At 64.8% G+C, this 23441-nt stretch carries 28 protein-coding genes; 12 read left to right on the top strand and 16 right to left on the bottom strand.

What is annotated here, in order from left to right:
* The first annotated feature begins 6 nt into the window (after nucleotides 1-6).
* The 10 genes from D4754_RS00695 to D4754_RS00650 all read left to right on the top strand — a co-directional run bounded on the left by D4754_RS00695 (nucleotide 7) and on the right by D4754_RS00650 (nucleotide 10165).
* Nucleotides 7-510: a flagellar basal body-associated FliL family protein gene (locus tag D4754_RS00695; protein WP_121060637.1), complete on the top strand. Its 504-nt coding sequence runs from the start codon at nucleotides 7-9 to the stop codon at nucleotides 508-510.
* Between the two features lie 9 nt (nucleotides 511-519).
* Nucleotides 520-966 carry a hypothetical protein gene (locus D4754_RS00690; protein ID WP_121060635.1) on the top strand — a complete coding sequence of 149 codons (447 nt, stop codon included), beginning with the start codon at nucleotides 520-522 and terminating at the stop codon, nucleotides 964-966.
* On the top strand, nucleotides 963-1577 hold the full coding sequence (locus D4754_RS00685) for a MotE family protein (protein WP_121060633.1): 615 nt from the start codon (nucleotides 963-965) through the stop codon (nucleotides 1575-1577). The genes D4754_RS00690 and D4754_RS00685 overlap by 4 nt, the downstream gene beginning before the upstream one ends.
* 75 nt (nucleotides 1578-1652) lie before the next feature.
* Nucleotides 1653-2522, top strand: coding sequence for a flagellar motor stator protein MotA (gene motA, locus D4754_RS00680; RefSeq protein WP_121060630.1), 870 nt, complete (start codon nucleotides 1653-1655; stop codon nucleotides 2520-2522).
* The gene (locus D4754_RS00675) at nucleotides 2522-4876 is read left to right on the top strand and encodes a hypothetical protein (protein ID WP_121060628.1); all 2355 of its coding nucleotides are present in this window, start codon (nucleotides 2522-2524) and stop codon (nucleotides 4874-4876) included. The genes motA and D4754_RS00675 overlap by 1 nt, the downstream gene beginning before the upstream one ends.
* An 88-nt stretch (nucleotides 4877-4964) precedes the next feature.
* Nucleotides 4965-5801 carry a transglycosylase SLT domain-containing protein gene (locus tag D4754_RS00670; RefSeq protein WP_240453701.1) on the top strand — a complete coding sequence of 279 codons (837 nt, stop codon included), beginning with the start codon at nucleotides 4965-4967 and terminating at the stop codon, nucleotides 5799-5801.
* A 5-nt stretch (nucleotides 5802-5806) separates the two neighbouring features.
* Nucleotides 5807-7888, top strand: coding sequence for a flagellar biosynthesis protein FlhA (gene flhA, locus D4754_RS00665; protein ID WP_121060626.1), 2082 nt, complete (start codon nucleotides 5807-5809; stop codon nucleotides 7886-7888).
* Nucleotides 7885-8673 carry a flagellar biosynthetic protein FliR gene (locus tag D4754_RS00660; RefSeq protein ID WP_420837182.1) on the top strand — a complete coding sequence of 263 codons (789 nt, stop codon included), beginning with the start codon at nucleotides 7885-7887 and terminating at the stop codon, nucleotides 8671-8673. The genes flhA and D4754_RS00660 overlap by 4 nt, the downstream gene beginning before the upstream one ends.
* Nucleotides 8670-9761, top strand: a complete 1092-nt coding sequence (locus tag D4754_RS00655) for an EscU/YscU/HrcU family type III secretion system export apparatus switch protein (RefSeq protein WP_121060624.1) — start codon at nucleotides 8670-8672, stop codon at nucleotides 9759-9761. Before D4754_RS00660 ends, D4754_RS00655 begins: the two co-directional genes overlap by 4 nt.
* Nucleotides 9758-10165, top strand: coding sequence for a hypothetical protein (locus tag D4754_RS00650; RefSeq protein ID WP_121060622.1), 408 nt, complete (start codon nucleotides 9758-9760; stop codon nucleotides 10163-10165). Before D4754_RS00655 ends, D4754_RS00650 begins: the two co-directional genes overlap by 4 nt.
* Here the strand turns inward: D4754_RS00650 and D4754_RS00645 are convergent.
* The 9 genes from D4754_RS00645 to D4754_RS00605 are packed head-to-tail and all read right to left on the bottom strand — an operon-like array spanning nucleotide 10162 to nucleotide 14711.
* Nucleotides 10162-10677 carry a flagellar basal body-associated FliL family protein gene (locus D4754_RS00645; protein WP_121060620.1) on the bottom strand — a complete coding sequence of 172 codons (516 nt, stop codon included), beginning with the start codon at nucleotides 10675-10677 and terminating at the stop codon, nucleotides 10162-10164. The genes D4754_RS00650 and D4754_RS00645 overlap by 4 nt on opposite strands.
* 9 nt (nucleotides 10678-10686) lie before the next feature.
* Nucleotides 10687-11418: a flagellar basal body L-ring protein FlgH gene (flgH, locus tag D4754_RS00640; protein ID WP_121060618.1), complete on the bottom strand. Its 732-nt coding sequence runs from the start codon at nucleotides 11416-11418 to the stop codon at nucleotides 10687-10689.
* The gene (flgA, locus tag D4754_RS00635) at nucleotides 11415-11831 is read right to left on the bottom strand and encodes a flagellar basal body P-ring formation chaperone FlgA (protein WP_121060616.1); all 417 of its coding nucleotides are present in this window, start codon (nucleotides 11829-11831) and stop codon (nucleotides 11415-11417) included. Before flgA ends, flgH begins: the two co-directional genes overlap by 4 nt.
* Nucleotides 11831-12616 (bottom strand): flagellar basal-body rod protein FlgG, encoded by a 786-nt coding sequence (gene flgG, locus D4754_RS00630; protein ID WP_121061556.1) that lies wholly within the window; start codon nucleotides 12614-12616, stop codon nucleotides 11831-11833. The genes flgA and flgG overlap by 1 nt, the downstream gene beginning before the upstream one ends.
* Before the next feature lie 16 nt (nucleotides 12617-12632).
* Nucleotides 12633-13346 carry a flagellar hook-basal body complex protein gene (locus D4754_RS00625; protein ID WP_121060614.1) on the bottom strand — a complete coding sequence of 238 codons (714 nt, stop codon included), beginning with the start codon at nucleotides 13344-13346 and terminating at the stop codon, nucleotides 12633-12635.
* Complete coding sequence (locus D4754_RS00620) at nucleotides 13346-13618, bottom strand: flagellar biosynthetic protein FliQ (RefSeq protein ID WP_121060612.1); 273 nt, start codon at nucleotides 13616-13618, stop codon at nucleotides 13346-13348. Before D4754_RS00620 ends, D4754_RS00625 begins: the two co-directional genes overlap by 1 nt.
* Nucleotide 13619: 1 nt before the next feature.
* Nucleotides 13620-13913, bottom strand: a complete 294-nt coding sequence (fliE, locus tag D4754_RS00615; RefSeq protein ID WP_121060610.1) for a flagellar hook-basal body complex protein FliE — start codon at nucleotides 13911-13913, stop codon at nucleotides 13620-13622.
* A gap of 12 nt (nucleotides 13914-13925) precedes the next feature.
* Complete coding sequence (flgC, locus tag D4754_RS00610) at nucleotides 13926-14318, bottom strand: flagellar basal body rod protein FlgC (RefSeq protein WP_121060608.1); 393 nt, start codon at nucleotides 14316-14318, stop codon at nucleotides 13926-13928.
* Nucleotides 14319-14321: 3 nt separating this feature from the next.
* Complete coding sequence (locus D4754_RS00605; protein WP_121060606.1) at nucleotides 14322-14711, bottom strand: FlgB family protein; 390 nt, start codon at nucleotides 14709-14711, stop codon at nucleotides 14322-14324.
* A 91-nt stretch (nucleotides 14712-14802) separates the two neighbouring features.
* On the opposite strand from D4754_RS00605, the gene D4754_RS00600 reads away from it, so the two are divergent.
* Nucleotides 14803-16122, top strand: a complete 1320-nt coding sequence (locus D4754_RS00600; protein ID WP_121060604.1) for a FliI/YscN family ATPase — start codon at nucleotides 14803-14805, stop codon at nucleotides 16120-16122.
* Between the two features lie 64 nt (nucleotides 16123-16186).
* On the opposite strand, the gene D4754_RS00595 is transcribed toward D4754_RS00600, so the two are convergent.
* Nucleotides 16187-16882: a TetR/AcrR family transcriptional regulator gene (locus D4754_RS00595; protein WP_240453700.1), complete on the bottom strand. Its 696-nt coding sequence runs from the start codon at nucleotides 16880-16882 to the stop codon at nucleotides 16187-16189.
* A gap of 227 nt (nucleotides 16883-17109) precedes the next feature.
* Here D4754_RS00595 and D4754_RS00590 point away from each other — a divergent pair, with 227 nt between their 5' ends.
* Nucleotides 17110-17904 (top strand): enoyl-CoA hydratase-related protein, encoded by a 795-nt coding sequence (locus D4754_RS00590; RefSeq protein ID WP_121060600.1) that lies wholly within the window; start codon nucleotides 17110-17112, stop codon nucleotides 17902-17904.
* Nucleotides 17905-17910: 6 nt separating this feature from the next.
* Here D4754_RS00590 and D4754_RS00585 read toward each other — a convergent pair whose 3' ends face one another.
* The 6 genes from D4754_RS00585 to D4754_RS00560 all read right to left on the bottom strand — a co-directional run bounded on the left by D4754_RS00585 (nucleotide 17911) and on the right by D4754_RS00560 (nucleotide 23259).
* Nucleotides 17911-18789, bottom strand: coding sequence for a LysR family transcriptional regulator (locus D4754_RS00585; protein ID WP_121060598.1), 879 nt, complete (start codon nucleotides 18787-18789; stop codon nucleotides 17911-17913).
* Between the two features lie 238 nt (nucleotides 18790-19027).
* The gene (locus D4754_RS00580) at nucleotides 19028-20227 is read right to left on the bottom strand and encodes a cytochrome P450 (RefSeq protein ID WP_121060596.1); all 1200 of its coding nucleotides are present in this window, start codon (nucleotides 20225-20227) and stop codon (nucleotides 19028-19030) included.
* A 118-nt stretch (nucleotides 20228-20345) separates the two neighbouring features.
* Nucleotides 20346-20963, bottom strand: a complete 618-nt coding sequence (locus D4754_RS00575) for a TetR/AcrR family transcriptional regulator (RefSeq protein ID WP_121060594.1) — start codon at nucleotides 20961-20963, stop codon at nucleotides 20346-20348.
* Between the two features lie 168 nt (nucleotides 20964-21131).
* Nucleotides 21132-21923: an isocitrate lyase/PEP mutase family protein gene (locus D4754_RS00570; RefSeq protein ID WP_121060592.1), complete on the bottom strand. Its 792-nt coding sequence runs from the start codon at nucleotides 21921-21923 to the stop codon at nucleotides 21132-21134.
* Between the two features lie 77 nt (nucleotides 21924-22000).
* Entirely contained in the window at nucleotides 22001-22657 is a 657-nt protein-coding gene (locus D4754_RS00565) for a ChrR family anti-sigma-E factor (RefSeq protein ID WP_240453699.1), read from the bottom strand.
* Nucleotides 22658-22662: 5 nt separating this feature from the next.
* Nucleotides 22663-23259 (bottom strand): sigma-70 family RNA polymerase sigma factor, encoded by a 597-nt coding sequence (locus D4754_RS00560; protein WP_205589571.1) that lies wholly within the window; start codon nucleotides 23257-23259, stop codon nucleotides 22663-22665.
* Nucleotides 23260-23441: the final 182 nt, after the last annotated feature.

The raw sequence follows: 23441 nt of genomic DNA, 5'->3' as shown, positions 1-23441 counted from the left end.
CGAGCGATGTCGGACGCCACCGCTGATATGGAAGACCCTTCGGAAGAGAAGGGCAAGAAACCCGGAAAGATGAGGTTTGTCATCTGGATCGTCCTGGCGCTGGTCGGGGCGGGCGGGGGATTCTTTGCCACCCAGATGGGGCTGATTCCCGGCGGGTCGTCAGACCACGCCGAGGAAGTGACCGAGGTCGATCATGGCGAGGATCTGTCGGGCATCGCCTTCGTGGAACTCGAGCCGATCGTGATCTCGGTCGTCGACAACGGCCGTTCGCGCCACCTGCGCTTCCGCGGCCAGCTCGAGGTCCCGATGGAGGCGAAGGGCGACGTGGAAAAGGTCATGCCGCGGGTGATCGACGTTTTGAACGGGTACCTGCGCGCGCTCGAAGTCGGAGATCTGGAGCATCCGATGGTTCTTCCGCGGATGCGGGCGCAGATGCTGCGACGGATACAGATCGTCGTGGGCCGGGAACGGGTGCGCGATCTGCTGATCATGGATTTCGTGCTGAGCTAGGAGGGTTCGATGGAACTTGTTGCAGACATTCTGCTGGTGGCAGGGGCACTTGGTGCGGGGTTCTATTGCTACGTCCTCGCGCAGCGCCTGAACCGGTTCAACGACCTGGAAAAGGGCGTCGGCGGCGCGGTCGCGGTGCTTTCGTCGCAGGTCGATCACCTGAACAAGGCGCTGGAAGTGGCGCAGAACTCGTCTGAAGGATCGTCCGCGGCACTGGAAGCCCTGACCGAACGGGCCGAATCGGTGGCCCAGCGGCTGGAGCTGATGATGGCGTCGATGCACGACGTGCCCATGGCCGGATCGGGCGCGCAACCGGCGGCCGCGCCGCAACAGGCCCGCGCCCCCGAGGCGCCGGTCAAGGCCGCTCCGCCCTCGGATCCGGCCCCGGACGCGGCGGACTCCACCGGCCCCATGTTTGTCCGCCATGACAGCGCCGCACGTCGGGTGGCGCAATGAGCAAGGGCAAGGACAAGACGCGCGCGAAACGCCCGGCGGTCGGCCGCCGCGGCGCGCTGGTGATGCTGTCCCTTCTGTTGATTTCGTCGGCGGTCCTGCGGGTTGGCACCGAAGCGGGCCCCGCCCTGGCAGAGGTCCGGTCGGGCGCTTCGACGACCGGCGAGTCGGGCGGCGGCGATACCGGCGGACGGGCGGTCGCGTCCGAAGACGTCGGTCCGATGATCGCCGCACTGCAGGCCCGCGAACGGGCGCTGGAGAAACGCGAGCTCCAGATCGAGGACAGGATGAAGGCGCTTGCCATCGCCGAACGCTCGGTGCGGGAAAAGATCGACGCGATGGTCGCGGCCGAGGAACGGCTGACCGCCACGCTCTCGCTGGCCGAAACCGCGTCGGAGGACGATATCGCCCGCCTGACATCGGTCTATGAGCAGATGAAGCCCAAGCAGTCGGCGCAACTCTTCTCGCAGATGGATGCCGAATTCGCGGCCGGTTTCCTGTCGCGGATGAAGCCGGAAGCGGCCGCGGGGATCTTGGCGGGGATGGATCCGCAGACCGCCTACACGATCAGCGTCGTCCTGGCCGGGCGGAATGCAAGAGCGCCGACGGAATAACGCGCCCGAGGTGAACCTTTCTTAAGCCATTCTACTGCACCCTGCAGTCAGAGAACGATGTGAGGAACCCGTCGTATGATCGGCATCATCGGCATAGTCGTGATTTTCGTGATGGTCTTCGGCGGGTACATCCTGGCCGGCGGCAAGTTGGGCATCATCCTGAAATCCCTGCCTTTCGAGATGATGATGATCGGCGGCGCGGCCGTCGGCGCCTTTATGATCAGCAACGAAATGTCCGCCGTTATCCATACGGTGAAGGACGTGGGCAAGGTCTTCCGCGGTCCGAAATGGAAGCAGGACGATTACCGCGATCTCCTTTGCCTGCTGTTTTCGCTGATCCGCCTCGCGAAGCAGAACCAGGTGGAGGCGGAGCGCCATATCGAGGCGCCGGACGATTCCGAACTGTTCTCGAAGTACCCAAAGATCCAGGCCGACAAGGAAGCGGTTGCAATCATCTGCGACACGATGCGATCTGCTGCGATGAATTATGACGATCCGCACCAGGTCGAAGAGGTGCTGGAAAAGCGCATGGAAGCTGCCCAGCATTCGGCGATGCATTCCAGCCACGCCCTGCAGACCATTGCCGACGGTCTCCCGGCGCTGGGGATTGTTGCCGCGGTTCTTGGCGTGATCAAGACAATGGGTTCGATCGACCAGCCGCCCGAGGTGCTGGGCAAGATGATCGGCGGCGCGCTTGTCGGCACCTTTCTGGGCGTGTTCCTGGCCTATGCGTTTGTCGGACCGTTCGCAGCAAAGCTGAAAACGGTGATCGAGGACGACCACCATTTCTACCAGCTGATTCGCGAAGTTCTGGTGGCGAACCTGCACAATCACGCTCCGGCGATCTGTATCGAAGTCGGACGCCAGAACACGCCGGCGCACATGCGGCCGAGGTTCTCTGATCTGGAAGAGGCCCTGAAAGCGTTGAAACAGGACGCGGCCTGATGCGCCGGTTCTGCCTTCGGATCTTTCTTCTTGTCTGGGCGGGCTGTGCGTCGGCGCAGACGCTGGATGTGACATCCGGAGAGCACGAGGATTTTACGCGCCTCGTCGTCCGACTGCCGGAATCGATCAACTGGACTGTCACGCGGAGCGATCGCAGTGCCCGGCTGAACGTATCGGTCGAGAATGCACGCTTCGATCTCGACGACCTCTTTACCCGCATCCCCCGCACCCGCCTCAGCGCAGCCCGCCAATCACCGGGAGTTCTCGACCTTTCGCTCGGGTGCGAATGCGATGTCGAAAGCTATCGCGTGAACGGGGGCTACCTAGTTCTTGATATTCGCGGCACGCCGGCGCCCGGGGACAGCCCGCCTTTGCGCACCTGGGCCCAGTTCGGCCGTGAAGAGCAGGTCAGCGGCGCAATCCAGGATCGTATCAGGTTGATGCAGCGTTCGGCCGGCGGGGACACGCTCCGCTATGGGTCGAACGATGCACCTGCCCGGACGCCCGTCTACTTTGATTTGTCAGTGACCGAACAGCGGGTTGCAGGGCCAATGGACCTTCCGATCGTTCCGGCCATGGAACAATGGGTGCACTCCGATCCGCGGGTTGCCGACGATCCTCTTGAACAACCACTGATCGACCGGGCGGTCGAAGCGGGCTACGGCGGTGCGCTTGTCCTTTCCGAAGACCGTCTGATCGACCAGATGGAACATGCCGCGGATCAGGGTTTGCTACAGCGGGCGCCGCGAAACGGCTACGTCGCGCCCGACATGGCATCAGCGGGCAGCAATACGGCCCCGCTTCCCATCGGGATAACGTCGATGTCGGTGATCGACCGCGACTTTCAGGAACTGACCGAAAACCTGGAACGATCCCGCGAAGGTGGAAGATGCGTCAAGTCGTCGATGCTGGCGCTCCACGAATGGGGTGGCGACGCGACGTTCGAGGATCAGATAAGCACGCTCCGCGGTGAATTGGTGGGCGAGTTCGACAATGTTCTTCTGGAACCCGTCCAGGCGTTGGCGCGGGCCTACCTTCACTACGGATTCGGGGCCGAGGCGCGGCACGCGTTGGCCCTGGTGGAGTTCGAAGAGGCGGAGACGGATCTCCTCGAGACGATGTCCCGGATCATTGATGGCGATGCGGTCAGCGGCGCCAACCCCTTCACGGGCCAGGCCCGGTGCGAAACCGATGCGGCCTTGTGGGCCTATCTCGCGGCGGCGGATCCAGACCTTCAGGACCTCAACGTTGAAGCGGTGCTCATCGGATTTGCCCGCTTGCCGGCCCACCTGCGCCGCCACCTCGGCCCCCGTCTCAGCCGCCAGTTCTCTGCCCGCGGCGACATCTATGCCGCCGAGACCGTGTTGCGCGCCTCGGATCGCGCCGGGCTTGACGAAGGGGCGCCCGCGGACCTGGCGCGTGCCGCCATAGCCGATCTGAAAGGCGACGACGACGCGGAGGAGACCTATCTGGAAAGCGCGGTGACAGAGGCAGAGGAAGAATCACCCGAAGCCCTGGTCGCGCTGATCGACACCCGGTTCGATGCGCGCGCGCCGATCGATACGCATTATCCCGACCTGATCGCAGGCTATGCACAGCAATATCGGCGGGTCGAGAGAGGTCGCGATCTGCGCCGGGCGCATATCCGTTCGCTGGCGTTGACCAACCGCTATGACGATGCGTTTTCCGAGCTGTCCCTGATCCGCGAACAGGATGGCAATGCGGCCGCGACATCCCTGGCGCAGGACCTTTTGACGATCCTGACCGAAACGGGGCGGGACGTTGATTTCATGAAGCATGCGCTGGGACAGGCACGCGAAAACGCCTTCGACTGGCCCGAGGAAACCGGTTTCCTTGTCGCGGAGCGACTGATGGGATTGGGGTTCGCTACCGAGGCTGCAGCGGTGTTAGACGACACGGCGCCACCACATCCATCGGATCAACGGCGCCTGTTGCGGGCGGAGGCCGCGCTTGCTCAGGGGGAGCCGAGCCGCGCACTGGCCGATCTTCTCAACGTGACGGGCCCGGAGGCAGACAGGCTCCGCAGCGAGGCGCTACTGATTTCCGGAGAGATGGAGCTGGCGGGCACGCTTCTTGTGGCACAGGAAGATCCGCAGGCACGGGACCGTGGTCTGTGGCTGACAGAAGATCCCGATGCCGCCGAGCTTGCGTCGGACAGCTACTACGCCGGATTGATGCGCGCGGCCAACGGTATGGCCGATCTCGCATCGACTCCGGACGAGGCCAAACCGTTGGCCACGGCGAGATCTCTGCTGGAAGAGGGCGAAGCTCTGCGCAGCGCGGTGTCCGGCCTTCTCGAAATGGTGGAAATCGAAACGCCGGCCACCAACTGATCGCGGCCCGGCACCAGGAAGGTCACTAACCGAAAATCAAGCCCTGACGGGTAGACGGAACAGGCCCGTATCACCGGGCGGAGACAGAATGTCGATGAAAGCCTGGAAAGTGTCACGTTCAGCGTGGCTGCGCTCTGCATGGGCCTGCAAGGTACCGAACCCGCCCGGGCCACCAATTGGCTCCGGGCGCTTAGGTTTTCGTGGCGTCTGGTCGCGGATCGGCTTGGCATACGCTGTTGCGGCAGGACTTCCGACACCGGTCGTCGCTATCGACACGTTGTCGGCCCTATGTGACCAGGCTGCAGCCGTCGCCTCACGGCAGCACGGTGTTCCGCTCGACGTCATGCAGGCGATTACCCGCACCGAAACCGGGCGTCCCGGCGGCAATGGCCTCGCGCCATGGCCATGGACGGTGAACATGGAAGGGGTCGGGAAGTGGTTCGACACCCGCGACGAAGCCCGCGCCTATGTCTTCAAGCACTACAAGCGTGGCGCGCGCAGCTTCGATGTCGGTTGCTTCCAGATCAACTTCAAATGGCACGGCCAGGCGTTCACCTCGATAGACCAGATGTTCGACCCGGCCGCCAACGCCGATTACGCGGCGCGCTTTCTGAACGATCTCTACCAGGAACTGGGCAATTGGCAGGCCGCTGCCGGCGCCTATCATTCCCGAACGCCGAAATATGCCCAACGCTATTCGAAGCGTTTCGATCGGATCCGGTCCGGCCTGTCGGGCGGGGTCACCGTCGCGGCGGCTCTTCCCGAACCCGAACCCATTCGCCGCCGTGGCCCGCCGCCGCCATGGCCACAGACCGCAATCGATGCAGACCGTGTCCGCCCGATTCTGGGCAGCGGCGAAACATCCCGAGGTTCGCTCGTGCCGCTTGTGGCGGGGGCGGGCTCAACCTTCCTGTCGGTTGATTGAAACCCATGCCCAGCCTGACACTCAAACAGATTTTCAGCCCGACCATCCTTCTCGCGCTCGCGCTCATGACGATCATCGTCATGATGATCCTGCCGGTGCCGGCCTGGTTCCTGGATGCCGGGCTCGCCGTGTCTTTCGCGCTTGCGATCCTGATATTCACGGTGACGCTGTTCATCGAGGAACCGCTTGATTTTTCGGCCTTTCCCACAATCCTTCTGGCGTCGCTGATGCTGCGGTTGTCGCTCAATATTTCGTCAACCAAGCTGATCATCGGGGAAGGGCACACTGGGCCCAACGCGGCCGGCGACGTCATCGAAGGCGTGGCGCATTTTATCATGGGCGGCAGCGTCTTCCTCGGGCTTGTCGTCTTCGGCGTGCTCCTGATCGTCAATTTCGTGGTGATCACGAAGGGCGCCGCTCGCATGGCCGAAGTGGGAGCGCGTTTCGCGCTCGACGGGATGCCGGGCAAGCAGCTGGCCATCGATTCAGACATGTCCGCCGGCGCCATCACCCACGACGAAGCGCGCGCCCGACGCACCCGGGAACAGCAGGAAACGACGTTCTTCGGCTCGCTCGACGGGGCATCGAAATTCGTCAAAGGCGATGCCGTCGCCGGGCTGCTGATCACGATCCTGAACCTTGTCGTCGGCCTGATCATGGGCGTCGTGGTGCACGGCATGGCCATCGGTGATGCCTTCGAAACCTATGCCATCCTGACCGTCGGCGACGGGCTGGTCACGCAGATTCCGGCTGTCATCATCTCGATCGCCTCCGCCCTTCTGCTGGCCCGGGGCGGCACGCTCGGCGCGACCGACATGGCGCTTTTCGACCAGATGGGCCGGCATCCCGCGGCGCTGGCCACCGTCGCGGCCTTGATGCTGGTCTTTGCACTGGTTCCCGGTCTGCCCTTCGTGCCCTTCATCGCCGCGAGCGCCATTCTTGGGGGGGCCGCATTCTTCCTGGCCCGGCGCCCGGATCCCGCCAAAGCAGAGGAAGAGCCCGAAGAGGACAGGCCCGACATCCAGCGCCCGATGGGCGACGTGCTGGATCTCGACGATGTGCATGTCGAATTCGCGCCCGACCTCGTGGCCATGGTGCTGGATGCGGGCACCGGGCTCGATGTGCGGATCGCGAACATGCGGACCTATGTCGCGACCGTCTTCGGGCTGATCCTGCCCGAAATCCGCCTGACCGATCAGCCCGAACTGCCGATCGGCACCTACGTGATCCGCATTCAGGGGGTCGAGCAGGCGCGCGGCTCACTGCATCCCGATCTGGTGCTGGCGCTTCTGCCCCACGCGACTGAAACTCTGCCGTCGGGCCGCGACGTGACCGAACCCGTCTACGGCGCTCCCGCCCGCTGGATCTCGCCGTCGGATCAGGAGGACGCGGCCCTTGTCGGGGCGACCATCGTCACCCCGCCGGAAATCCTGGCCACGCATCTGCTGGAGGTCCTGAAACAGAACTTCGCCCGCCTGCTGACGCTGAAATCGCTCCGCCGTCTGCTGAACGAGATGACGCGCCTGACAGATCCTCAGCGGGCCGAGGCCAACCGCAAGTTGCTGGACGAGCTGATCCCCGACAAGGTGCCGCTGGATTCGCTTCATGCCGTGCTGCGCCTTTTGCTGGATGAGCGTGTGTCGATCCGAAACCTGCCGCTGATCCTTGAAGCCGTGGCCGAGGCGCGCCAGACCAGCACCCGGCCCGAGGCGATCTGCGAACAGGTCCGCCAGCGTCTGGGCTTCCAGATGGTGGCCGAGATCAAGCGCCCGGACGGAACGGTGCCGCTGATCCAGCTGGCCCCGGAATGGGAGGAGATCTTCGGCTCCTACCAGATTGACGGCGCTGGTGGCGGGCTCGATATCGCGCTGCCGCCGGACCTGTTCAACAAGCTGGCCGAAGGGGTGACGAACCAGGTCGCCGAAACGGCCGAACGCGGGCTGAATGCGGCGGTGGTCACCTCCTCGCCCCGGCGGCGGTTCCTCAGGACGATCATGAAGGCGCGCGGGGTGACCAATCCTGTGTTCTCATACGAGGAAATCGGGCTTGAAGCGCGGCCGGCCCTTGTCGGCATGGTCCCCGCGTGACCGGCCTGGCCGAGCTTCTGGGCGCGGCCGGGCAAGCCTGGTTCTGGGCCGGCGCGGCGATCTTCCTGCGGGTGGGTGCGCTCGTGTCGATGCTGCCCGCGTTCGGGGAACGCGCGGTGCCGGTGCGGATCAAGATCGTCATTGCTCTGGCCTTCACCGCTATCGTGGCCCCGGCCGTGGTGCTGGGAGACGGTGCCATCTGGCGCGCACCGCCGACCGATTTCGTCAGTTTTGCCGGTGTCGCCCTGGCCGAAACGCTTGTCGGGCTGGCGTTGGGGATCGGGATCCGGCTGTTCATCATGGCGATGCAGACCGCCGGGTCGATCGCGGCGCAGGCGACGTCGCTGTCGCAGATTCTGGGCGGCGCGGCGGTGGAGCCCATTCCCGCGATGGGCCATCTGCTGGTCATGGCGGCAATGGCGCTGGCGCTGATGTCGGGGCTGCATGTGGGCGCGGCGCGGATGCTGATCCTGTCCTACGATGTCTTCCCGCCCGGTCAGGCTCTCGACGGCGCGGACCTGTCGCAATGGGGGCTGAAGCGCGTGTCAGAGGCCTTTTCGCTGGCCTTTTCGCTGTCGGCGCCCTTCATCATCGCATCGGTGCTCTACAACCTGATGCTGGGTGTCATCAACCGGGCGATGCCGCAACTGATGGTGGCCTTTGTCGGCGCCCCGGTGATCACGTTCGGCGGCCTTGCGCTTCTCATGGTGGCCGGGCCCTACATGTTGATGCTCTGGCGGGATGAGCTGATGCTGTTCCTCGCCAACCCGCTGGGGGCACCATGAGCGGGGGCGACGACCAGGACGAAAGCCAGAAGATCTTCGACCCGACGCCGCAGAAACTGCAGAAGGCGCGGGAAAAAGGAGAGGTCGCGAAATCCGTCGACCTGATGGTCGCCGCGGCCTATGCCGGGATCCTGCTGGCCGCCCTGGCGTTCGGCGCGGCCTCGATCCAGGAGTTCGGACGCCGGTTGTCGGTTCTGCTGGACCGGGCCGATACGCTTTCCGTCCTGATGCTGTCCGGCACCGGTCAGCCCGCCTTCGGCGGTGCGCTCTGGGGGATCGCCCGGTCCATCGCGCCGTGGTTCGTCGTGCCCGCGGCGCTGGTCATCATCGCGATCATAGCGCAGCGCGCCTTCGTGATGGCGCCGACAAAGCTGGAACCGAAGATGTCGCGTATCTCGATCATGCAGAACGCGAAGAACAAGTTCGGCCGCTCGGGGCTTTTCGAGTTCTTCAAGAGCTTTGCCAAGCTCGTGCTCTATTCCATCTGCCTGGGGCTGTTCCTGTCGGTGTCGCTGCCGGACATGATCGGCGCGATGCATGGCGGCCCGTTCATCACGTCGGCGTTGCTGGCCGAGCTTTGCATGCAGTTCATGTTCCTCGTCGTGCTGATCGCGGCCGGCCTTGGCGTGATCGATGCGGTGTTCCAGCAGTTCGAACATCAGCGCAAGAACCGCATGACCCGAAAGGAAGTCATGGACGAGATGAAGGATTCCGAAGGCGATCCGCAGATGAAATCGCAGCGACGCCAGAGGGCGCAGGAGATCGCGGGCTCCCAGATGCTGGCCGATGTGCCGAAGGCCGACGTGATCGTCGTGAACCCGACGCATTACGCCGTCGCGCTGAAATGGGATCGCCAACCGGGCACGGCGCCGATCTGCGTGGCCAAGGGTGTCGATGAAATGGCGGCGACGATCCGACGGCTGGCGGCCGAAGCCGGTGTGCCGATCCACCGCGATCCGCCCACCGCGCGCGCCCTGCACGAAACGGCCGAACTGGGGCAGGAGATCTCGCCCGATCACTACGCCCCGGTGGCCGCGGCGATCCGCTTTGCCGAAGACATGCGGCGCAAGGCGAAGGAAGGTATATGACCAGCGCGTATCAGGAGCTCTCGCAGGTGACGGAGCTTCTCTATGCCAAGGAACGTCAGGCCGTGGCCGCGATCCTTGAGGAGGAAGCCATCATTCGCGGGCAGCTTGCCCGGCTGGACCGCATGGTGGCGCAGGCCAGGGCGGATGCCGAAGCGGATACCGCGTACCTTGCGCTGGGCGCGGATCTGCACTGGAACGAATGGACCGTCCGCACGCGCCGGGCGCTGAACGCCGATCTGGCCAGGGTCATGGCGCGGAAGCTGAAAGTTCTGGACCGGCTGCGCCGGGCCTTTGGCCGCTGCGATGCGGTCGACCGGCTTGAAGCCGATCGTCAGCGCAGTGTGAAAGAGGCCCGCGCGCGGGAAGACTGGGAGAAGATCGCCGCGCTGATGGTGCTGCGCTAGCTGTCCTTGCGGGCAATGTCGACGATCAGGACGTCGTGGATCGTGCTGCCCGCCACCTGCTGGCCAACCTCGCGCAGCGCGATGCGCAGCATGTCCAGCTGATCCGGATTGGTAAAGGTGCCGGCGAAACCGCCGCGATTGGCGTGTTCGAACATCACCCGAAGGAACGCATCGCGCAGTTTCGGTTCCTTGTTGAAGATCACCTCAGTCCCGCCCGGCCCGGTTTCCAGGCTGAGCGACAAGACCACCATCGAGGTGACGCGATCCTTCTTGACCACCGGCACGATGAACTGCTGCGTGAAGGGCACGTATTCCACTTCGGACGGCTCCACCGCGTCATCGTGATTGTTGCCATGATCGTCCTTGGCAACGTCGTCACCCGATTCCTCTTGGCCATCTTCACCTTCGGCCATCTGCTCTTCTTCGGCGGACGGCATCAGGAACATCCCGGCGCCGATGCCGGCACCGGCACCGACTACAAGAAAGACAACGGGGAGCAGTTTTCCAAGCATCGGATACCCTCAGAACGGCAGGATCGCGTCTAGGACCTGCTGGCCCACGCGGGGCTGTTGAACATCGGTGATCTGCCCGCGCCCGCCATAGGAAATCCGGGCCGAGGCGATCTTGTCATACGTGATCTGGTTCAGGCGCGAGATGTCCTCGGGCCGGACATAGCCCGACACCAGCAGTTCGCGCATCTCGAAGTTCACGCGCACCTCCTGGGAGCCCACGATGGACAGGACCCCGTTCGGCAGGACGTCGACAACCGTCGCCGCGACCTTCAGTTCCAGCTGTTCGTTGCGGCTGACGGATCCGGACCCTTCGCTGGAGCTGTCCGACGTGATGCCGACCGCTTCCTCGAGCGAGGCACCTTCGGGCTGTCGCCGGTTGATCCGCTGGGGCAGGCCGAAGAAGCCCGTGATCCCCATTGATTCCGAGGCAGAGCGCGACCTGTCGGTATCATTCGAGATCTCGGCACTTTCGTCGATCTCGATCACCACGGTCAGGATGTCGCCCTTCTTGAGCGCGCGCCGATCGCCCAGCAGCGAACGGGGGCCATGGTTCCAGAGCGACGCCTCCTGCACTTGCGTGCGGCGGTTCGTGTAAAGCGGCAGCCCTGCGCCCAGCATGGCGACATGTTCGGCGGAATCCGTGGTGGGCGTGAAGCTGGGCGGCTTGCCGATATGATCCTCGCGCCCGCAGGCGGCGAGTGCGGCGAGGCCCATCATGGCCATGGGAATTACCTGTTTCATTGCACGACCACCGCGCCATCCGACCGGATCTTCCCGGTCACCGTGTTTCGGGAATTGAGGTTCATCACGCGCACATGTTCCCCATGCGCGCCGCGGCCCAGGGCCCGGCCTTCGGTGGTTATCGTCAGACCGCCGGAGTTGAAGATCAGCGTGACCACGTCATTGCGCCCGACCAGCGCCGGCGGACCCACATCGCCCGGCCGCACGGGCCGGCCGGGATAAAGTGCGACGCGGGCTTCCAGGCCGACAATCTCGTCCACCTGCGACAGGGCGCCGGGGACGTCCGCCGGGTTGGTCACAAGATCTTCGGCGCGCACGATTTCCTTGGCGCGGATCAGCCGGGCGGGAACAAGGATGTCGGCCGCGGCCGTCTGGGCCAGAAGGGCAAGGATCAGGGGCAGGGTCAGTCGCATCAGCGCACCTGCGTCATTGCGGCCATCATCTGGTCGGCAGCCGAAATCACCTTGGAGTTCATTTCATAGCCGCGCTGGGCCTCGATCAGTTCCGTCACTTCGCGCACCGCGTCGACGGAGCTGCCTTCAAGATAGCCCTGCCGCAGCGTGCCCATCCCGTCCTCTCCCGGATTGCCCAGGATCGGCGGGCCGGAGGCTTCGGTTTCGGCAAAGAGATTGCCGCCCAAGGCTTCCAGCCCCTTCGCGTTCGTGAACAGTGCAAGGTTCAGCTGGCCAAGCTGCTGACCCTGCGGGTTGTCGCGGAAATAGGCAAAGACCTCGCCCGCGCCGTTGATCGAGACGCTCAGCGCTTCGGCGGGAATGACGATCTCCGGCTCGACCGTATAGCCATCCGAGGTGACAACGACCCCTTCTGCGGACCGTTTGAACCCGCCATCGCGGGTATAGGCGGATTCTCCCGAGGGCATGAGCACTTCGAGATATCCCGCGCCTTCGATGGCCACGTCCAGATCGCTGCCGGTGCGCGTCAGGGCGCCCTGCTGCAGTTCGACCGTCACGGCGACGGGCCGCACGCCCAGGCCCAGCTGCACGCCGGTGGGCAGGACCGTCCCGTCCGAAGCGGTGACAGCGCCCGCGCGGGCGACCTGCTGGTAGTGCAGGTCGGCGAACTCGGCCCGGCGGGGATTGTAGCCCGTGGTGTTCATGTTCGCGAGGTTGTTCGACGTCGTCTCGACGCGAAGCTGCTGCGCGCTCATGCCGGTGGCGGCGATCTTGAGGGCTCGGATCATCTGGGTGTCTCCGTTAGCTTTTCAGCGTGTCGATGGCGTCGCGCACGCGACGGTCTTCGGCATCGAGGAATTTCTGGCCCAGCTCGTAGGCGCGCTGGACTTCGATCATGCGCGCCAGTTGCAGGACGGAATTGACGTTCGAGCTTTCGAGGAAGAACTGCAGTACCCGCGCGCCTTCGGCCGGTTCGACGCCGTCATCGGCGCGGAACATCACGCCATCCTCGCGGACGAGACCCAGCGGATCGACCGGCTGTACCACGCCGACCTGCCCGATCGGGCCGTCATCGGCGCTGATCGTGCCGTCCGAGGCGATCCGGATCGACGTTGCGGTGCCGGGCACGAAGACGGGCGCGCCGCCGGCATCCAGCACGCGGTGGCCTTCCATCGTCACGAGGTCGCCGGCGGCATTGGGCGAAAACGCCCCGGCGCGGGTAAGGCGCACGCCGTCGGGCGTTTCGATCTGGAAGAACCCGTCGCCTTCGATCGCCATGTCGAAGGGCCCGTCGGTCCGCCGCAGCGCGCCTTGCGACAGGGACGTATGTTCGACCTTGGCACCGGCCATGGAGATCGACGGTTCCCCCGGAGCGCGGCGGACGAACTCGGAAAAGATCATGCCGCCCTGCCGGTACCCGGTGGTCGAGGCATTGGCGACGTTGTTCGCCACGATCTGCATTTCCCGCATCAGCCCCGACTGGCGCGACAACGTGGTGTAGGCGGTGCTGTCCATTAGAATCCTCCGGTCATGAGCGGCACGATCTGCGATTGGAAGAAGGCCACGAGTGTCTGGGTCATGAAGCCCATCGACAGCCAGAAGACGATCACGATGGCGGCAAGTTTCGGCACGAAGGTCAGCGTCATTTCCTGGATTGAGGTCAGCGCCTGGAACAGGCCGACGACGAGACCGGTGAGCAGCGCGACCGTCAGGATCGGAAGCGAGATCGCCACCGCGACCCACAGCCCCTGTCGCATCGTGTCGAAAAAGACGCCTTCCTGCAGCATCTTAGACCGGCATCCTTAGGATTTCCTGATACGCCTCGACAACCTTGTTGCGCACGGTCACGGCGGTTTCGACCGCCAGTTCCGTCTGCGCCAGAGCCTGCACCAGCGCGTGCGGATCGGCTGCGCCCGACATCGAGGCAATCGCGGTCTGCTCGCCGTGGCGGAGGGTCTGCACGAAATCCTGCGTCGCGCCGCGTATCGCGGTGCCCGGATCCGGCGTGGCGTTCGGATCAGGCTGTGTCGCGGGCTTGGCCGCGGTGTAGCTTTGAAGTGCGGAAAGTTGTCTCAGGTCCATTCTGGTACCTCCTTATCGTCTCAGCAAATCCATCAGTCCGGAAGACATCTTGCGGGCCTGGTCAAACATTTTCAGGTTGGCCTCGTAGCTGCGCTGGGCCTCGCGGGAATCGGCGATCTCGATCATCAGATCGACATTCGACCCCTCGTAGTGCCCGCCTTCGTCGGCAAGCGGATGGGCGGGGTCGTAGATCTTCACCGGGTCGGTCTTGTCGAGCCTGACGGGCCCGATCTCGACCCTCGCGGGGCCATCGCGTTCTTCGCGGACGGCGTTGAAGGACACCAGCTTGCGGCGGTAGCCGGGCGTGTCGGCGTTCGATACGTTCTCCGCCGTCAACCGCAGGCGCGTGGCCTGGGCGCGCAGGGCGCTGGCGGAAACCGACAGGGCGTGGGCAAAATCGCTCATACCTTACCCCCGTCCCAGGCTTGTGCGCAGAAGGGTCAGCGACGACCGGTAGATCGCAAGCGCCCGGTCATGCTGGCGCTTGGTTTCGACGGCCTTCACCATTTCCTCCTCCACCGAGATGGCGTTCTGGCCTTCGGCCAACGGCAAGCTCGATTGGGTCGGCTCGGAATGGAACGGGTTGTCGCCGGTGTCGCCCAGATGCCCCGGACGGGTGGCGCGCAGGGCGGCCGTATCGGCGCCCCGGGCCACAAGCTCTGTGAATGGGACGAGATCCCGCGCCCGGTGGCCGGGCGTATCGGAATTCGCCATGTTCTGGGCAATCACCGATTGCCGCTGGCCGGCATGAAACGCCATTCCATGCGCCATCCGAAAGACGTTCAGTTCTGCGAACATCGGGGCTTCTCCCTCGATCAATTTCAATCAAGGCTTAACGGTGATTCCTTTAGAAACCGTTTGCGGGAGAGGGCAGGAAAGGCAGGCACGAATGCCCCAGGCACTGGAATCGCTGATCAACGATCTGCAGGCGGTGCGTCGCTCCCATCCATCGGGCCTCGTGGCCAGCGTGGGCGATGGCGTCGTCCGCGTCGACGGGCTGGAGCGTCTGGCACGTATCGGCGACCGCGCCGCGATTCGGCAGAAGGGTGGCAAGGCGCTTCACGGTGAAGTCATGGCCGTGGGCCAGGACGACATCCAGCTTTTCATCGACGGCACGCCCGACGGGATCGCCGTTGGCGACCGGGTCGTGCTGACCTCGCCCACCACCTTCGCGCCGTGCGATGGCTGGCTGGGCCGCATCATCGACCCATATGCCCGTCCGCTCGACAACCGACCCCTGCCGCGGGGGCATACGCCGCGCACCATAACCGCAGCCCCGCCCCCGGCCGCGCAGCGCCGGGGCCTGGGCGCGCGGCTGTCCACGGGAATGGCGGTCCTGAACACGCTGTTGCCCTTGGTCGAAGGACAGCGCGTCGGGCTTTTCGCAGGCTCGGGCGTCGGCAAATCGCGGCTTCTCTCCCATCTCACGCGGGAGGTCGAGGCCGACATCGTCGTCGTGGCGCTGATCGGCGAGCGGGGACGGGAGGTCAGCGAGTTCGTCCGCCGCGTTCTGGGCCCGGACGGCATGACGCGCACGGTGATCGTGGCGGCGACATCCGACCAGTCCGCGCTCACCCGCCGCCGCTGCGCCGGGGCGGCGATGACGGTGGCTGAACATTTCCGCGACAAGGGTCTGAAGGTCCTGTTCCTGGCCGATTCGATCACCCGCTACGCCGAGGCACACCGCGAGATCGCCGCCGCCTCGGGCGAACTTCCCGCCCTGCGCGGGTTCCCGGCCAGCGTCGTGCCGCTGATCACGGGCCTTTGCGAACGCGCGGGACCGGGGATCGACGGCATGGGCGACATCACGGCTGTTTTCAGTGTCCTGGTCGCAGGCTCCGACATGGACGAACCGATCGCCGACATCCTGCGTGGCGTGCTCGACGGCCACATTGTTCTCAGCCGGGAGATCGCGGAGCGTGGACGCTATCCGGCCATCGACGTCAGCCGGTCTGTCTCGCGCAGCCTGCCCGACGCGGCGAGCGACGATGAAAACAAGCTGATCAACGAGGCCCGGGCGCTCCTGGGCGCCTATGAACGGTCGGAAGTGATGATTCGCGCGGGTCTATATGCCGAGGGCAGTGATCTGCAGCTCGACCGTGCCGTCCGGATCTGGTCGGAACTCGACACCTTCTTTGCGAAGACGGGAGATCCGGAGGTGAAGGCGAGTTTCGACCGTCTGGCCCTTCTGATCCGACGGGCCGGATAAGCACCATCATGTCGTCCCGGGCCGGCAAGGCCCGGGTCCGCCTGGTAACCGCCGCCCCGCGGGATCAGCCGGTGGCGTCTGCGGGTCGTCCGGCGCGGATCTCGTCGAACATCCGCTCGACCATCGCCGCAGCCCCGGCAGACACAAGGTGGATCATCTCGTCCGCATCCACGTTATGCGCCAGCCAGTCGCGCATGGGCGCGAAGGCCGACAGGAACACGAGGATATTCGAAATCACCTCGACCCGCACGTCGTCGGGCAGGTCCCCCGCGCGCGCATGCAGCTGGTAGGCCAAGTCCTCGATCAGCTTGCGTTCGCGCAGACGCATCGTCTTGCGGTCTTCGGGCTGCATGTGCGGGACGGAACGATAGGCCAGCAACGTGCCCTTGCGCTTCATGGCCCATGTCTCGCGGTAATAGCGTTCGAAGACCTCTTCCAGCGACAGGCTCTGGTCGGCCATCAGGTCGGGCAGATGCACCACATCGCGCCGGAACCACAGCTGGTTCAGCAGGCGGCGCAGGATGTCGTTCTTGTTGGCGATATAATCGTAGATGCTCGCCTGGTTCACGCCCGACCGTCCGCAGATGTCGCGGATCGTGGTCGCGGCAAACCCCTTCTGCAGGAACAATTCCAGCGCGGCATCGCAGATCTGTTCGCGCCGCTGGCGGACAAGATCCTCGTTGCGGACGCCGTTCAGTTCCGCCTCCTCCAGCATCGGGCCTGTTCCGATCTTGTCGGAAGCGTCTGAATTCCCGTCCATCATACCGTTATTCTCCGCACCTCTCGTCGGGCTTGTTGACGTCGGAGCCTAGTCTCTTGGGCCTTGGTATACAAGCGTAGGGCCGTTTCCTGACGTGTCGCAGCGTTCCCGCATGCGTCTGTCCGACAACAGTTGACCATTTCACGGCCAAAATCTAGCCTGACATATGTCAGACATCCGCGGGCATTTCCAGCGGATCCAAGTTTCATTTGGGAGGAGGGACCCCGATGAGTGATGTGCTTTTGTCCGAACAGCAGGACGGCCTGTTGGTCCTGACGATGAACCGGACCGACCGGCGCAATGCGCTGGATGCGTCGCTGACGCAGGCGTTGTGCGACGCGACGGCGGCGGCGGCCGAAGATGACAGCGTGCGCGCCGTGGTGCTGACAGGGGCCGGCGGGCATTTCTGTGTCGGCGGCGACGTGAAGGCGATGAACGAAGGCGCGGGGCGGGACATGGCCCTGGGCCAGCGAATGCATGGCCTCCGCGACCGGATGTCGATCTCGCGCTACCTGCACGAGATGAAGAAGCCAACCATCGCGGCCGTCGAAGGCTCCTGCGCCGGCGCCGGCTTGTCGATCGCGCTGGCCTGCGATTTCCGGATCGTGGCCGAGGATGCGAAGATCACCACCGCGTTCAAGAACGTGGGCCTGTCGGGCGATTTCGGCGGCACCTATTTCCTGTCTAAGATCCTTGGCGCCGCGAAGGCGCGCGAGATGTACCTGCTGTCGCCGCTTCTGTCGGGCATTCAGGCGGTCGAGATGGGCGTGGCCACCCGCGCCGTCCCGGGCACCGATGTGCAGGCCACCGCCCGCGCCATGGGGGCCGAACTTGCCGCCGGGCCGACGCTGACGCTGGGCCGGATCAAGGACAACCTGCTGATGGCGGAATCGGGCGCAAGCCTGTCGGCCTGTTTCGACAACGAGGCGCGCAACCACATGATGTCGAGCACGACGGCCGACCACAGGGAAGCCGCCGCCGCCTTCGTGGAAAAGCGCAAGCCGGTCTTCACGGGGACCTGAGCGGCCTTACGTCTGTCCCACGAAATCCTGCCGGCGGGCCCGGAAATGCGCGGCCAGCATCGACCGGAACGCCGCCACCTTGGCCGTGCGCCAGATATCGTCCTGGGCCACGGCCCAGATATCGTCGCAGGGCCGGGGGGGCAGCACGGGAACCTGCACCAGCCATGCCGTCGCCCGGCCAAGGAACATCGGGAGCCTGACAACGCCCAGCCCGGCCTGCGCCGCCCCGATCATCGCGACGGTGTCGTCGAAGACCATGCGGACGCGGGAGTTCGGGAAGGCCTCCAGAGCCTGCTTCGGCACGTGCGGATCGCGCTCGCTGGCCAGCCAGTCGATGGTGGCGTCCGGGTGACGCTGGAGGCGATCGGCGAGTTTCGGGCTGGCAAAGCTCGCCTCGTGCTGGGCGCATAACCTGATCCCCTGCAGGGAACCGACCGGGAACCGATCCATGCGGATGGAGACATCGGCCCCGCGCCGGGTCAGGCCGCCCGCGTCGTGGGTGGCGCGGATCGTCAGCTCTACCCCGGGATAGGCACGGGTGAACTGGTCGAGCACCGGGGCCACGTGCGATCCGATCAGAAGCTGCGGTGCGGCGACGACCAGAGGCCCGGAAAGCCGATTGTCCCGGCCTTCTATCTTCCGGAGGAGCGAGACCTGTTCGGCTTCCATCCGTTCGGCATATTCGGCGACCAGCCGCGCGGCGTGTGTTGGCCGGTAGCCATCGGCGAGCCGTTCGAACAGGACCTCGCCCATGTCCTTTTCGGTCCGCTGCACGCGGCGGGCCACGGTGGTATAGCTCACGCCAAGCTCGGCGCCCGCACCGGCCAGCGTGCCATGACGCACCAGCGCCAAAACGGTTCTGAGATCGTCCCAATCTGCATTCATGCATGCAAATTTGCACGGGTCATGAGCCGACGCACGAGTTTTATTCGTGGTGAAGGCTGGAGTGATTACCGGATCGCCCGCCGACCCGGTGCGCGCCCGACCCGCCCCCAGGGCGGACGCGATTGACGAGGCGTGCGGACAACTTGTGAGTCCTTCGCTTACCTTAAGGCATTCTCTGCGTCACCGCCCCCCGGGTCGGTCGCGAACCTATGGTACGATCAGCACTCCGGGCCGTCGGTTACATCCGCACGATCATCGGGCTCAGCACCCGTGTCGCGCCATAGCCGCGGAGTTTTGCGGGCGGGCCGTCCAGCACCATCCCGGGCGCCAGTCGCACCAAGGCCTTCAGCGCCTCTTCCAGTTCCAGCCGCGCCAGCACTTCGCCAAGGCACCGGTGCGGGCCGCCGCCGAAGACAGGATGCAGCCGGGGATGGTCGGTGCGCGTGATGTCGAACCGGTGCGGATCAGCATAGATCTCCGGATCGCGCAGGCTGGTCAGCATGCAGTTCCCGATGAATGTCCCGGCGGGCAAGTCGTATCCCGCGACCTCGTGCCGTTCGGTGGTGATCCGCGCCAGCGAGCCGATGACTGGATCGTACCGCAACCCTTCGGACACCGCGCCGGGGACGTGGGTCTCGGGATCTTCGACAAGCAGCGCCCATTGATCGGGATTCTGAAGCAGCTGCGAGACGGTGGCGGTCAGCGCGCCGCGGGTCGTGTCGGAACCGGCAAGGACGAGCGCCATGATCTGGGTTCGGATCTCGGCCTCGTCCATCGGGCCGCCCGATACGCGTTCGAGGAAACCGGTCAGGAAATCGTCCTGTGCGTCCGCCCGGCGGCGGTCGATCAGGGTGGCCACGTAATCGGCCAACGCGCCCATGTCGCGGTCGGCTTCGGCGCGGATGTCGTCCTTGACAAGCGACAGGCCGCGGATCGCGGAATAGACGTGGCGGGCGACGACTTCGACCTCGTCTTCCGGCGCGCCGATGACCGACGCGATGACATGGGCAGGCAGGGGGCTGGCGATGCGCTCCACGAAATCGACCGGGCCCTGCCCCAGAAGCGCGGCCACCATCCGTTCGCAGCGGGCGGCGACGCCGGGGCGCAGTTCCCCTATGATGCGGTGGGCAAAGGTCTTCGCCAGCGGGGCGCGCCGGTTGCGGTGCACCTGCCCGTTCGAGAACAGCAGAACGTTGTCGATGATATCGTAGACTGGGCCGTCCGTCACGCCCGCGACCATCATGCTTTCCAGCTCGATCTGCCGGGTCCAGCGATCATCCATGACCTCGGTCATCAGGGACATGGGAAAGGTGCGGATCAGGCCCATCCTGTCGCGCGCCAGGGGGCCGTTGGCCCAGGCGGCGTGCATGTAATCGTGGTCCGTCTGCCCGTCGATGTAGTCCGGCAGAACGGGAACGTCCCGCAATGTGGCGACCATCTGTATCCTCCCGCGCGGCCTCTTGCGGGCCGCATTGCACGGATAGTCTAGCACCGTTCGGGGGATTCGAGGTGGCCGCCCCGGGCATGACCCGGTGTCAAAACCGGCTGACTTTGCGTCAAGCGCCGTAGCGGGCCATGAAGGTCTTCACCGCTTCGTCGATCACGGCGTGGATCTCGTTTTGCGAGAATTCCGTCTGGATGCCGAAGACGGCCCTGATCCACAGCTTCGACTTGCAGAGCTCGGAAAACTGGTCGGCCGCGAACTGGTAGTCGTCGATCTTCAGCTCGCCCCGCGCGGTTGCGGTTTCAAGGTATTCCGCAATACGGTCGCGTCCCATTTCGGGGCCGCTGGCATAGAAATTGGCGCCAAGTTCGGGGAAGCGGTCGGATTCGGCGGCGCAGATGCGGAACATGCGGATCGCAAAATCCGAAAGCATGAACGGCACGAACTGGCGGGCGGCGAAGGTCAGGACCTCCTCCGGCGCGCGGGACTGGTCGATCATGTCGACCGTGCGTTCGGCCATGCGCTGGCACTCCGCGCGCGCGATTTCGACGAAGAGCAGCCGTTTGTCAGGGAAATAGCTGTAAAGCGTCGCCTTCGACACGCCGGCCGCCCGGGCGATATCGTCGACGCTCGCGCCTTCGAACCCGTCGACCAGAAAGACCTTGCGCGCACCTTCGATCACCTGGTCGAACTTGCGACCGGTGCGGACAATGGATGCGGCCTGGTTCATTCAGATCCTCCCAAGTGCGGAAAACGGTTCGGCCGGTTCCGGTGCCGGGCCGATATGGCATGCAACGATGATGCGCCCGGAAAGATAGCCCCGCGCACAGTGTCGCACAACCGTTCCCGACGGGCGAGCATGATGCTGCCGTCGCGACAGGCCGTGGGGAAACGGTGTCTAGACCTGAGCGGCCTTGGCCGGGGCCTCGACCTGGTCCAGCACACGCCGTGCCTTTTCGGTCAGCCCGGCCATGGCGGCGATGAACGGTGCGGGGCCGAAGCCGATCCGCGATACGCCCAGACAGGCCAACCGGCCAATGTCCGCGAACTCCCCCGGTTGCATCACGTTCACCGGGAGGGGCGATTGCGCGCACAGCCGTTCGATCACGTCATGGTCCAGCAGGCCCGGCACGAAGAATCCGTCGGCCCCGGCGGCGGCATAGGCGTGCGCTCGCTCGAGCGCCATGTTCAACAGGCTGGCATGGACCTCGGCCGGCTGATGATCGAAGAAAAGCCTGGTGCGAATATTGATGAAGACGGGCACGCGCATTGCACCTGCCCTTTGTCGCAGTGTCGCGATGCGTTCGCCTTGTGCGGCCATGTCGTGCGCGACGCCAAGGCCGCTGTCGCAGATGTTCACGCCAACCGCGCCGGCCGCGACGATCGCGTCGAAATTGTCGGCCAGTTCGACCAGATTCTCCGACGCGCCGGTGCAGAAATCATGAGTCACCGGCAGATCGACGGCGTGGACGATCCGTTTAAGGTTATGCAGGGAGGCATAGAAGGGGACATCCGCCGCGTCCTTCACGCCATGCGCATTGGCCAGTGCCCAGCAGTTTGTGGCGATTGCGCGTGCGCCGGCGCGGGCGACGGCCCTCGCGCTGCCGACATCCCAGATGTTGTAAAGGACAATTGGGTTTCCCGGACGGTGCATCGCGGCAAAGCCGCGGGCCTTTTCGGCCTGGTTCATTCTGTCGTTCCTTCTGGCGAACCGGAAACTGCACAGCTTTACCAACACGTCGCGGTCAGGGCCGCGGACGAGACCGATTATATTCCAAGAAACGGTTGCAACAACCGCGGGATGATCGTCTTGAACCGCAATGGCGCATCGGTCACGGCAAGGCAGATGCAGGGGCCGCCGTCTTCCGCGATGGGCGCGTGGTGCAGTTCGTCGTCGCCATAGGCGATGTCGCCCGGCCCGTATCGTCCGGTTTCGTCCGAATAGGCACCATCGAGGATCACCGTCAGTTCCTTGCCGCCATGGGTGTGATCGGGCACGCCGACCCCTGACGGGATGTAAAGCAGCCGTGCCGACGCGGTCGGGCTGGTGCGGATCACCATCTGCTTGGCGCCCATGCCAATCGGACGCCAGCGGATATCGTCGAGGCTCGTGCCGACATAATCGGCCAACGGTCCGGGAAAGATCGACCTGGGTCTAGCCGGACGGACAGCCTCGCGCGGTTCGGAGGCCTTCAGCCGTGCAAGCGTCTGGGCAAGACTGTCCATAGACATGGTCGCCGCGCCTTCGGGCGCGTCTTCAAGCACCGCGCCGCCAACAGCGTCATAGCTTTCGGCCGCCGCGCGACAGGTGTCGCAAAGCGACAGGTGCGTGGCGATGGCAAGCGAATAGGCCTCGGGCAGGGCGCCCGCGGAATAAGCCATCAGGAGGTCGTCGGGGACGTGGTGCTTAATGTCTGGTTTCATGGTCGTCATTTCATCGCATGGCGCAAGCGGTCGAGCGCAAGCCGGATTCGGGATTTGATGGTGCCGAGCGGAAGTCCCGTCTCGGCGGCGATCTCTCCATGGGAAAGCTCGCCGAAATAGGCACGCCGGATCAGGTCGGCCTGTGCCTCGGGCAGGTCGGACAGGGCCTGGTGCAGGAGATCGGTCTCCTGTTTCAGGACGGCCACGTCCTCGGGTCTCGGTTCTTCTTCGGGTCCCCAGGTCAGATCCTCGGGCTCCGGCCGGCGGTCGCGGCGCAACAGGTCGATGCGTCGGTTGCGGGCGATGGTGTATATCCATGTCGCCGCGGACGCGCGCGACGGATCGAACAGATGCGCCTTCCGCCACAAGGTCGTCATCACGTCCTGGGCGCATTCCTCGGCTGTGGCGGCGTCGGCGCCCGATTTCATCAGGAAGCCTTTCACGCGCGGCGCGAAATGTTCGAACAGCAGGACAAAGGCCGACTGGTCACCGTCGTCGCGGATGCGCAGGATCAATGCGGCCCAGTCCGGTTCGGCCCTGGCGCCTTGTGCTGCGCGTGCAAGCGCTGCAGCTGCGCCTTGCGACGTTGGTTTCCCATTCATGGTCTTTGTCGTTGCACCTTTTTCGCGCCGTGGCATTTGCACGGTGCGGGCGTGGGTGAAATTTGCTGTATCCGTGACAACCATGCCCAGCTTACGCAGCACATTGAAGAGTGGATCACTTGGAGAGCCGAATGTTTTTATCATCCACCTGCTGAGCCGCAGCGTAAAGAGTACAGTCATGC

This window comes from Chachezhania antarctica, assembly GCF_003646465.1.
Classification (GTDB): domain Bacteria; phylum Pseudomonadota; class Alphaproteobacteria; order Rhodobacterales; family Rhodobacteraceae; genus Chachezhania; species Chachezhania antarctica.
The sequence above is the reverse complement of the archived record's forward strand: the minus strand, read 5'-3'. Positions and strand labels throughout refer to the sequence as shown.

What these genes read in the sequence shown, in the direction of transcription:
- D4754_RS00695 (WP_121060637.1), top strand. Translation starts at nt 7, where the DNA reads ATGTCGGACGCCACCGCTGATATGGAAGACCCTTCGGAAGAGAAGGGC.
- D4754_RS00690 (WP_121060635.1), top strand. Translation starts at nt 520, where the DNA reads ATGGAACTTGTTGCAGACATTCTGCTGGTGGCAGGGGCACTTGGTGCG.
- D4754_RS00685 (WP_121060633.1), top strand. Translation starts at nt 963, where the DNA reads ATGAGCAAGGGCAAGGACAAGACGCGCGCGAAACGCCCGGCGGTCGGC.
- motA (WP_121060630.1), top strand. Translation starts at nt 1,653, where the DNA reads ATGATCGGCATCATCGGCATAGTCGTGATTTTCGTGATGGTCTTCGGC.
- D4754_RS00675 (WP_121060628.1), top strand. Translation starts at nt 2,522, where the DNA reads ATGCGCCGGTTCTGCCTTCGGATCTTTCTTCTTGTCTGGGCGGGCTGT.
- D4754_RS00670 (WP_240453701.1), top strand. Translation starts at nt 4,965, where the DNA reads ATGTCGATGAAAGCCTGGAAAGTGTCACGTTCAGCGTGGCTGCGCTCT.
- flhA (WP_121060626.1), top strand. Translation starts at nt 5,807, where the DNA reads ATGCCCAGCCTGACACTCAAACAGATTTTCAGCCCGACCATCCTTCTC.
- D4754_RS00655 (WP_121060624.1), top strand. Translation starts at nt 8,670, where the DNA reads ATGAGCGGGGGCGACGACCAGGACGAAAGCCAGAAGATCTTCGACCCG.
- D4754_RS00650 (WP_121060622.1), top strand. Translation starts at nt 9,758, where the DNA reads ATGACCAGCGCGTATCAGGAGCTCTCGCAGGTGACGGAGCTTCTCTAT.
- D4754_RS00645 (WP_121060620.1), bottom strand. Translation starts at nt 10,677, where the DNA reads ATGCTTGGAAAACTGCTCCCCGTTGTCTTTCTTGTAGTCGGTGCCGGT.
- flgH (WP_121060618.1), bottom strand. Translation starts at nt 11,418, where the DNA reads ATGAAACAGGTAATTCCCATGGCCATGATGGGCCTCGCCGCACTCGCC.
- flgA (WP_121060616.1), bottom strand. Translation starts at nt 11,831, where the DNA reads ATGCGACTGACCCTGCCCCTGATCCTTGCCCTTCTGGCCCAGACGGCC.
- D4754_RS00625 (WP_121060614.1), bottom strand. Translation starts at nt 13,346, where the DNA reads ATGGACAGCACCGCCTACACCACGTTGTCGCGCCAGTCGGGGCTGATG.
- D4754_RS00620 (WP_121060612.1), bottom strand. Translation starts at nt 13,618, where the DNA reads ATGCTGCAGGAAGGCGTCTTTTTCGACACGATGCGACAGGGGCTGTGG.
- fliE (WP_121060610.1), bottom strand. Translation starts at nt 13,913, where the DNA reads ATGGACCTGAGACAACTTTCCGCACTTCAAAGCTACACCGCGGCCAAG.
- flgC (WP_121060608.1), bottom strand. Translation starts at nt 14,318, where the DNA reads ATGAGCGATTTTGCCCACGCCCTGTCGGTTTCCGCCAGCGCCCTGCGC.
- D4754_RS00605 (WP_121060606.1), bottom strand. Translation starts at nt 14,711, where the DNA reads ATGTTCGCAGAACTGAACGTCTTTCGGATGGCGCATGGAATGGCGTTT.
- D4754_RS00600 (WP_121060604.1), top strand. Translation starts at nt 14,803, where the DNA reads ATGCCCCAGGCACTGGAATCGCTGATCAACGATCTGCAGGCGGTGCGT.
- D4754_RS00595 (WP_240453700.1), bottom strand. Translation starts at nt 16,882, where the DNA reads ATGGACGGGAATTCAGACGCTTCCGACAAGATCGGAACAGGCCCGATG.
- D4754_RS00590 (WP_121060600.1), top strand. Translation starts at nt 17,110, where the DNA reads ATGAGTGATGTGCTTTTGTCCGAACAGCAGGACGGCCTGTTGGTCCTG.
- D4754_RS00585 (WP_121060598.1), bottom strand. Translation starts at nt 18,789, where the DNA reads ATGAATGCAGATTGGGACGATCTCAGAACCGTTTTGGCGCTGGTGCGT.
- D4754_RS00580 (WP_121060596.1), bottom strand. Translation starts at nt 20,227, where the DNA reads ATGGTCGCCACATTGCGGGACGTTCCCGTTCTGCCGGACTACATCGAC.
- D4754_RS00575 (WP_121060594.1), bottom strand. Translation starts at nt 20,963, where the DNA reads ATGAACCAGGCCGCATCCATTGTCCGCACCGGTCGCAAGTTCGACCAG.
- D4754_RS00570 (WP_121060592.1), bottom strand. Translation starts at nt 21,923, where the DNA reads ATGAACCAGGCCGAAAAGGCCCGCGGCTTTGCCGCGATGCACCGTCCG.
- D4754_RS00565 (WP_240453699.1), bottom strand. Translation starts at nt 22,657, where the DNA reads ATGAAACCAGACATTAAGCACCACGTCCCCGACGACCTCCTGATGGCT.
- D4754_RS00560 (WP_205589571.1), bottom strand. Translation starts at nt 23,259, where the DNA reads ATGAATGGGAAACCAACGTCGCAAGGCGCAGCTGCAGCGCTTGCACGC.